Origin of the sequence: Mesorhizobium sp. M1A.F.Ca.ET.072.01.1.1 (assembly GCF_004023325.1) — a bacterium.
Classification (GTDB): Bacteria; Pseudomonadota; Alphaproteobacteria; order Rhizobiales; family Rhizobiaceae; genus Mesorhizobium.
The window spans coordinates 1-5,972 of sequence record NZ_RZSF01000374.1 but is presented as its reverse complement, the minus strand read 5'-3'; the positions used below and the strand labels follow the sequence as shown (position 1 = coordinate 5,972).

Annotated in this window: 7 protein-coding genes and 3 pseudogenes; 6 read left to right on the top strand and 4 right to left on the bottom strand. The window is 59.3% G+C overall.

Annotated elements, in window-relative coordinates:
- Nucleotides 1-187 precede the first annotated feature (187 nt).
- The 3 genes and pseudogenes from EOA32_RS32000 to EOA32_RS40260 all read left to right on the top strand — a co-directional run.
- A complete protein-coding gene (locus EOA32_RS32000; protein WP_128373854.1) occupies nucleotides 188-487 on the top strand; it encodes a DUF982 domain-containing protein in 300 nt (99 codons plus the stop codon).
- A 143-nt stretch (nucleotides 488-630) separates the two neighbouring features.
- Nucleotides 631-948, top strand: a complete 318-nt coding sequence (locus EOA32_RS31995; RefSeq protein ID WP_128373853.1) for a DUF982 domain-containing protein — start codon at nucleotides 631-633, stop codon at nucleotides 946-948.
- A gap of 475 nt (nucleotides 949-1,423) precedes the next feature.
- Nucleotides 1,424-1,636: pseudogene (locus EOA32_RS40260) on the top strand (HPP family protein); the annotation flags it as partial.
- Between the two features lie 39 nt (nucleotides 1,637-1,675).
- On the opposite strand, the pseudogene EOA32_RS31985 reads toward EOA32_RS40260, so the two are convergent.
- Nucleotides 1,676-2,287 (bottom strand): annotated as a pseudogene (locus tag EOA32_RS31985) (ABC transporter transmembrane domain-containing protein); the annotation flags it as partial.
- Between the two features lie 229 nt (nucleotides 2,288-2,516).
- On the opposite strand from EOA32_RS31985, the gene EOA32_RS31980 reads away from it, so the two are divergent.
- Together EOA32_RS31980 and EOA32_RS38940 are read left to right on the top strand one after the other, a co-directional pair.
- Nucleotides 2,517-2,681 (top strand): cold shock domain-containing protein, encoded by a 165-nt coding sequence (locus tag EOA32_RS31980; protein WP_128373857.1) that lies wholly within the window; start codon nucleotides 2,517-2,519, stop codon nucleotides 2,679-2,681.
- Nucleotides 2,682-2,829: 148 nt separating this feature from the next.
- Nucleotides 2,830-2,976 (top strand): hypothetical protein, encoded by a 147-nt coding sequence (locus EOA32_RS38940; RefSeq protein WP_189407548.1) that lies wholly within the window; start codon nucleotides 2,830-2,832, stop codon nucleotides 2,974-2,976.
- A gap of 681 nt (nucleotides 2,977-3,657) precedes the next feature.
- On the opposite strand, the gene EOA32_RS31975 is transcribed toward EOA32_RS38940, so the two are convergent.
- Together EOA32_RS31975 and EOA32_RS31970 are read right to left on the bottom strand one after the other, a co-directional pair.
- Complete coding sequence (locus tag EOA32_RS31975) at nucleotides 3,658-4,122, bottom strand: MucR family transcriptional regulator (protein WP_128373852.1); 465 nt, start codon at nucleotides 4,120-4,122, stop codon at nucleotides 3,658-3,660.
- A gap of 297 nt (nucleotides 4,123-4,419) precedes the next feature.
- On the bottom strand, nucleotides 4,420-5,016 hold the full coding sequence (locus EOA32_RS31970; RefSeq protein WP_245499452.1) for a DUF309 domain-containing protein: 597 nt from the start codon (nucleotides 5,014-5,016) through the stop codon (nucleotides 4,420-4,422).
- Nucleotides 5,017-5,299: 283 nt separating this feature from the next.
- Here EOA32_RS31970 and EOA32_RS40845 point away from each other — a divergent pair, with 283 nt between their 5' ends.
- Nucleotides 5,300-5,788 (top strand): DUF982 domain-containing protein, encoded by a 489-nt coding sequence (locus EOA32_RS40845; protein WP_348632241.1) that lies wholly within the window; start codon nucleotides 5,300-5,302, stop codon nucleotides 5,786-5,788.
- 52 nt (nucleotides 5,789-5,840) lie between these two features.
- Here the strand turns inward: EOA32_RS40845 and EOA32_RS31960 are convergent.
- Nucleotides 5,841-5,972 (bottom strand): annotated as a pseudogene (locus EOA32_RS31960) (IS481 family transposase); the annotation flags it as partial.

Here is a 5,972-nt window from a genome sequence, read left to right as displayed (position 1 = left end):
ACCATGTAGATATACCACTTAGTGAGCCACCGAGGCAGCGGAGTCGGCTTGCTCGCTTGGGCGACATCACGCCGCTACTTTTCTCTCGAAATCGTCATCGCCCTGACAAGACATTTTGCTATGTCGGCGGATGTCGATGAGGCGCCTTTTCACGCAAACCAGCTGTTCAGCAGGTCGGGAGGATCGAATGGACCCTGAGGCTTTCAGTCCGCTCTTCGTGAGACGTGCAGCGTACATCGTGCAAGAGATTGCCAGTCTCGCGGACGCTGTCGATTTCCTCAACGAATGGCCACATGATCGCAGAGATCTGATCCACGAAGCCGCGCTCAAGGCGTGCTATGATGCATACGATGGGCGAAAACCTGTAAGTGCGGCGCGCAATGCCTTTTTCGGCTTTGCGAGACGAGCCGCGATATTGGAAGATGCAACCTCCGCCATGCAGTGGCTCGCTGCCTGCAAGTCGGGCAGTGGAAAAGTGCGAGCCTAGGCGTCAGCGACGCATGTGAGCTGGCGCGGGGCAAGTCGAGAGGGCATTGTGTCGACATTTCGCAGTTCGCAGCGGTACCGGCTCGGCTCGGCAAGAAGACGAACTAGGCTATTGGCGCATGATCGCCTTTGGGGGGCGGAGAGATGACCGCCTTGCGGAGATTTGAGAGGCCGGTGGTTGTTCAGGTTGGCCGCCGCAGCACAGAGCATATCGTGTTCGATGTCAATGAGGCGGCCAATATCCTGCTGCGTGATCTTCATCGTCAGACCGAGAGACGGAGGGTGGCGATGGACGCCTGTCTGCAGGTATTGCGTGGTGAGGCTCATCCACCAGCTGCTCGAAGAGCGTTCGTGGCAGCCGCGCTCGAAGAAAAGATCCCTGCGCTGCGATTAAATGCTGGGACGGCTGGCCCAAAGGATCCGTTCATCTTCGCGTCGGGACAGTTCTCGCGCAACCGATAAGCACGGTGTAATTAACTCTGTCACGGTGTCCCTTCGAAGACGAGGCGCTGCTTTTCATGGGCAGGCGAGCGCGCCCGAACTGATGTTGCTAGCGAGCGAAAGCGTTGGGACGAAATCCGGTTGATGAGTTCTTCGCGCCAATGCTGACCTTTGAGAATCGTCGTCGGCGCATCTCGCTGTTACTAAGCAAAGATCCAATGCTCACGCGAATCTTCCCCGGAACGATCAGCGGTAAGCGAGAGCGTTCCGCCATGCCGGGAGGAAGTCGATACTATCATTTTGCGGTAGAAGGTTCTTCGCGCCAAGGCTCTGGCGCAATTTTGAAAGGCACAAGCCGCTGGCGGCGGACTGCCCACCTTGCTGCGCGCAATAATATTCTCCCTGGCCGCGAACATTCGGATTTGTTTGACTTTCAAATCCGTGGCTTCGGCGGCATTGCGGACCGCGCAGAGTTCCACTCGTTCCAAGGCTTAGCATGGGGTTTCGCCTCTTCGTCCCAATCCTCGCCGGCGCGACGCTGCGCGAGCGGCTGCTCGCCTGCATCGGGGCCACGATCAGTATTGCGTTGACCGGTGTGATCAGCGGGCTCGCCATGGGCGGCGGGCCTCATGTGGCGCTGCTGGTGGCCCCGATGGGCGCCTCCGCCGTGCTGCTCTTTGCCGTGCCGTCGAGCCCGCTCGCGCAGCCTGGGCTTGGTCTTCCACCGGCTGTCACGGCGCAACTATCCGGCGACGAATGGCACAAAGCTCAGGCTGAGCAGCCCGAGCACGAGATCGGTGCTGATCAGCAGATAAGCGCCGACGCCGATCAGCACCCCGAGCAGCACGACGCGCAGGATGCCGGTGGAGAAGAACATGCGCACGCCGTCGAGATCGAGCAGGCCGAGCGTGATGAGATCGCCGGTATGGACCCGGTCGTGGAAGGAGATGCTCAGGCGCTGGATCTTCTCATAGAAAGCCAGCCGCAGTTCATAGCCGGTCCGGTGGCCGACGGCCTCGCCATAGTAGTTCTGCGCCATGGTGAAGAGGCCGCGCAGGATGCTGACGACGAGCAGCGTGAGCGCCGTGTTCCACAGCGCGCGCTCTGCCGCAGGACCAGCACCAGCAGTCAAGACGCCCTGCGCCTGATCGATGGCGCGTCCCAGCAAGCTCGGAATGAAAAGCTGCAGCGTCGCGGCAATGAAGGTCGAACCGATGGTGATGGCGACTTGCCAGGGATGGCGCAGCGTCATTCGCACGATACGCAGCAGGGTGCTGAGGCCTTTGCCCCAGGAGGCTTCCGCCATATGGACAAACGATTTGCCGCGCTTCGCCGCGCCGCTGGTTGCATCCGTACGCAAGGAAAATATCCAGACCACTCCGGACATCAGCCCGGACGAATGAAGCAGACTCAATTCAGATGGCGATGTTACGCGTGTCCGACTTGACCGTTCAAGGGGCCAATGGCGGCATCGCACTATGCCTGAAAGGCGTGCTGCCATTGGTCGTCGCGATCGTATTTGATGAGTGATGAGGCGAAGGCATTCATGGCCATAGGCGAGAGTTTTGCCAAGCATGAGACCGTGAAGCATTCCAGGCTTCATTGCTCCCGACAACGGTGAGAAAGACGTTTTCGTTCATGCCACCGCGTTGAACCGCTCAGGGCTCAGCGTGCTGGTGGAGGGACAGAAAGTGTTTGTCGAATGCGGGCAGGGCAAGAAAGGCCTGGAAGTCCGGAGCATTCGCCTCGCCTAAAGCCAAATATGTTGGCCAAGGGCCAAATTGCCGCTCATACAAAGAAAAAGCCCACTGCCGGGAGGAGGTGGCAGTGGGCTCGATTTGAAATGCAGCGCGGGAGGAGGTGCGCCGCACTCAGCGCCGGCATCGCATCTGGGAGGAGTAGATGGCCGACAACATGATCATATCGATCGCCGCAGATATTGCAATGCACAAATTTCATATCGCACTTGCGAAGGCGTTCCTGCGTGTAAGCATCGACATTGTCTCGAAAGATCCACCCACCAAATCTTGCAGTAGCTCGCGGCTCTAGAGATTGATGGTGCTGGTCATTTTTGCTCTCATTTGCGTTGTCGCAAGGAGGCAGATCTGCGCCTGGATCGAAACGTCGAGCGCCGGCGCTCGTCGGCGACAAGCAGATCCGGCTGCAGCATGAGCGCGCGCGCGTGCCAGGCCGATGCGCTGCCTTTCAACATGCAATCCTCGGGCCTTTCGCGCGGGAGGCCGCTGACGATTGCGGCTTCGGTCGAGATGCGGCGGACGCGATGGCGCGGATTGAGGGAGGCGAAGGAATAGCGAATTCGGCCGGAGGCGTTTCGCCGCGTCGATCGTGCTGATGTCGCCAGGCATAGCTTCTTCACAAGACGGCAGCGTCAGGTTGGCGCGTTCGAGGCAGCCCTTGGCCTGCGGGCTGTTGGCGCACATGACGTCGATGTTCAGCTGGAGTACGCGGTGACGGAACCTTGCTTGCAGCTTCATGCCGGACTGCGGTCGATCCGCCACTGATATGGTGGTGGCGTGCCAGCCTAGTCGCCAACGATGCGATCCTTGTAGATGCGTGGGTTGTGCGAAGACTGGCTGAAATTTTCTCCTGCGTCCCGGCAAGAGCGAATGAACGCGAGGTAAGGCGTGGTTTGGTCCCCGCCTTTTCCTATTCTGCGCAGATCATGCCGATAGCAGCTGCGCGCTCCAGAACGACCCTCGAGAGATAAAGTCAAGCTGCGACCTTCTTGCCGGTCCGCTTCGCCGGCGCCGGCGTTTCCGACTCTTTCGGTTTGCGGCCGAGACCAATGGTCTTGGCCAAGGCCGAGCGCGCAGCGGCGTAATTCGGCGCGACCATGGGATAGTCCGCCGGCAGGCCCCATTTGGCGCGATATTCGTCCGGCGTGAGGCCATAGTGGGTCGACAGATGGCGCTTTAGCGATTTGAACTTCTTTCCATCGTCAAGGCAGATGATGTAGTCCGCCATCACCGACTTCTTGATCGGAACAGCAGGCTTGAGAGCCTGCGGCTGTTCTGCGGAAACGCTGCCGGCCGTTCCTTTCAGTGCTGCATGTACTTGGCCGATCAGGGCGGGGAGCTCGCCCACCGGGACCGGATTGTTCGAGACATAGGCTGAGACGACATCGGCGGTAAGCTCGATGAGGGCGTCGAGGCTGTGGTCGGCTTCTTCTGTCATGAAATTCTCCGGGTGGCTTGAAGACAGCAGGCGAAGTCTTGCTACATAGTGATGGTGGTGGCTGAAGGCAATAAATGTCTCAGCAGCATAAGTATCGCCATAAGCCCTTGCTAATAGGCGTTCGCCCCGGAAATCGTTTCGGCTGCCAGGCGCCGGAACCGATATGCAGCCATGCCGTCTGAGCTTTTCTAATTCCGAAAACAACGTGACGAAATTCCGCGCTACACGAAAATACGGCCAGGTGAACGAAACCTGGCATTCGTCGTTCGTCAGTGACGTTGGCCCAACGGGTCCGGTCTATTCCCGGCGACTTCTACGGATGACTGTTTTTTGCCAGCTGATCGGCCCTTCGCCGGAGCTTGGTCCGAGAATGAAGTCAAACACGGGTTGGGGCTGACCGAGCGCTGTCGCCTGCAAGGCTGCCGGGATCCGTGCCGCGGCTTCTGCGTATTCGGCGAGCGCTGCGGGTGACATGCCGAGCGCACGCTCGAAGGTATGATCCGCCGTGTTCAGCCGACGAAGGAGCGCCGCGGCGCGTGCGGCATGACGCATCGCCGCCGCCTGCTTGCCCTCGCGGATCTTCACGCCGGCCGCCGATAACAGGATCAATCCCTTGAAGAGCGTCCGAAGCGGAGCGCCTCGGTCTGCAACTTGCCACAGACCCTCCCACGCCTCATGGGCTTCCCAGTAATAACCATGGTTGAAGAGGTCGAGACCCCAAAGGAATATGTCTGAGTCCAGCGACGCCTCTGCCGCCAACGGCATGGCTTCGCTATTGTAGCTATGTCCTGCGGGATCACGCACGGGATGCGGTTGCCTGCCCGGCAGATACGCATAGGATGGAAAGCTCTTTTCCGGCAGCCAGCGCCGGCGCAACATCGAACCAATAGCCATCAAAGCCGTATAGCACACCCGTGGCCCTGAACAGATGCTCAGTTCGCATAGCCGCCGCACCAGGAATGTCTTGGCAAATAGTTGTCAGCCAGTCAGATCTCACGAAGCCGCGAGGTTGCGTCGGCGGTCATCGGGGAGTTCATGTGGGCGCTCACTTCGCAGGCGGTCATATTGTGGCTCGGCAGTTAAACGGGGCCTTTCAATTTGTGTGGTTCATCCGCCGTTAGAGAATGACCGTACCGAGGGGTGTGTTCTCCTCAGATCAGGCCAGGAAGGAAGATAGATGCCTGAGCAGGCTTCGCCGGACTTCGCGGTGATGAGCAGCCGAACTGCTCACCGAGGATGCAGATCACGCATCTTCGTCCTCTTGAATCGTCATCGCCCTGACAGCACATTTCTGCAATGGTCGGCGGGCGTCGATGCGGCCCGGGTCGTGCAAATTGGCTATGGAGCAGGTGGAGGGGAACGAATGAACGCTGAGGCTTTTAGCAGTCCCATTTTCGTGAAGCGCGCCAGCTATATCGTGCAAGAGATTGCCAGTCCTGCGGACGCTATCGAGTTTCTCAATGAGTGGCCCGAGGATCGCAGAGACCTGACCTACGAGACCGCCCTGAGGGCGTGTTGTGACGCATATGCTGGGCACATACCGGTAGCCGCTGCCAGCAATGCCTTTATCGGCTTTGCGAAGCGAGTTGCGATATTGGAGGACCCAACCTCCGCCATGCAGTGGCTCGCTGCGTGCAAGGCGGGCAGCGGAAAGGTGCAGGCATAGGCTTTCCACAAACTGTGCGACACCGGCGCAAGGCGACAGTGTCGAGATTGAGCTAGCTGTGGAGCCTCAACAGGTTGTCCTCGGTTAGAGCGAGGCGACTGATAGGTGTTTTGGACTTTAGGCTCCCGTGGGGACGGTGCCAATTGTATCTGTGCAGCCAGACCGGCAACTCTGCGGCGCGGTG

Excerpts from the sequence above, each read along its gene's own strand:
- EOA32_RS32000 (WP_128373854.1), top strand. The coding sequence starts at position 188 with ATGGACCCTGAGGCTTTCAGTCCGCTCTTCGTGAGACGTGCAGCGTAC.
- EOA32_RS31995 (WP_128373853.1), top strand. The coding sequence starts at position 631 with ATGACCGCCTTGCGGAGATTTGAGAGGCCGGTGGTTGTTCAGGTTGGC.
- EOA32_RS38940 (WP_189407548.1), top strand. The coding sequence starts at position 2,830 with ATGGCCGACAACATGATCATATCGATCGCCGCAGATATTGCAATGCAC.
- EOA32_RS31975 (WP_128373852.1), bottom strand. The coding sequence starts at position 4,122 with ATGACAGAAGAAGCCGACCACAGCCTCGACGCCCTCATCGAGCTTACC.
- EOA32_RS31970 (WP_245499452.1), bottom strand. The coding sequence starts at position 5,016 with ATGGCTATTGGTTCGATGTTGCGCCGGCGCTGGCTGCCGGAAAAGAGC.
- EOA32_RS40845 (WP_348632241.1), top strand. The coding sequence starts at position 5,300 with ATGCCTGAGCAGGCTTCGCCGGACTTCGCGGTGATGAGCAGCCGAACT.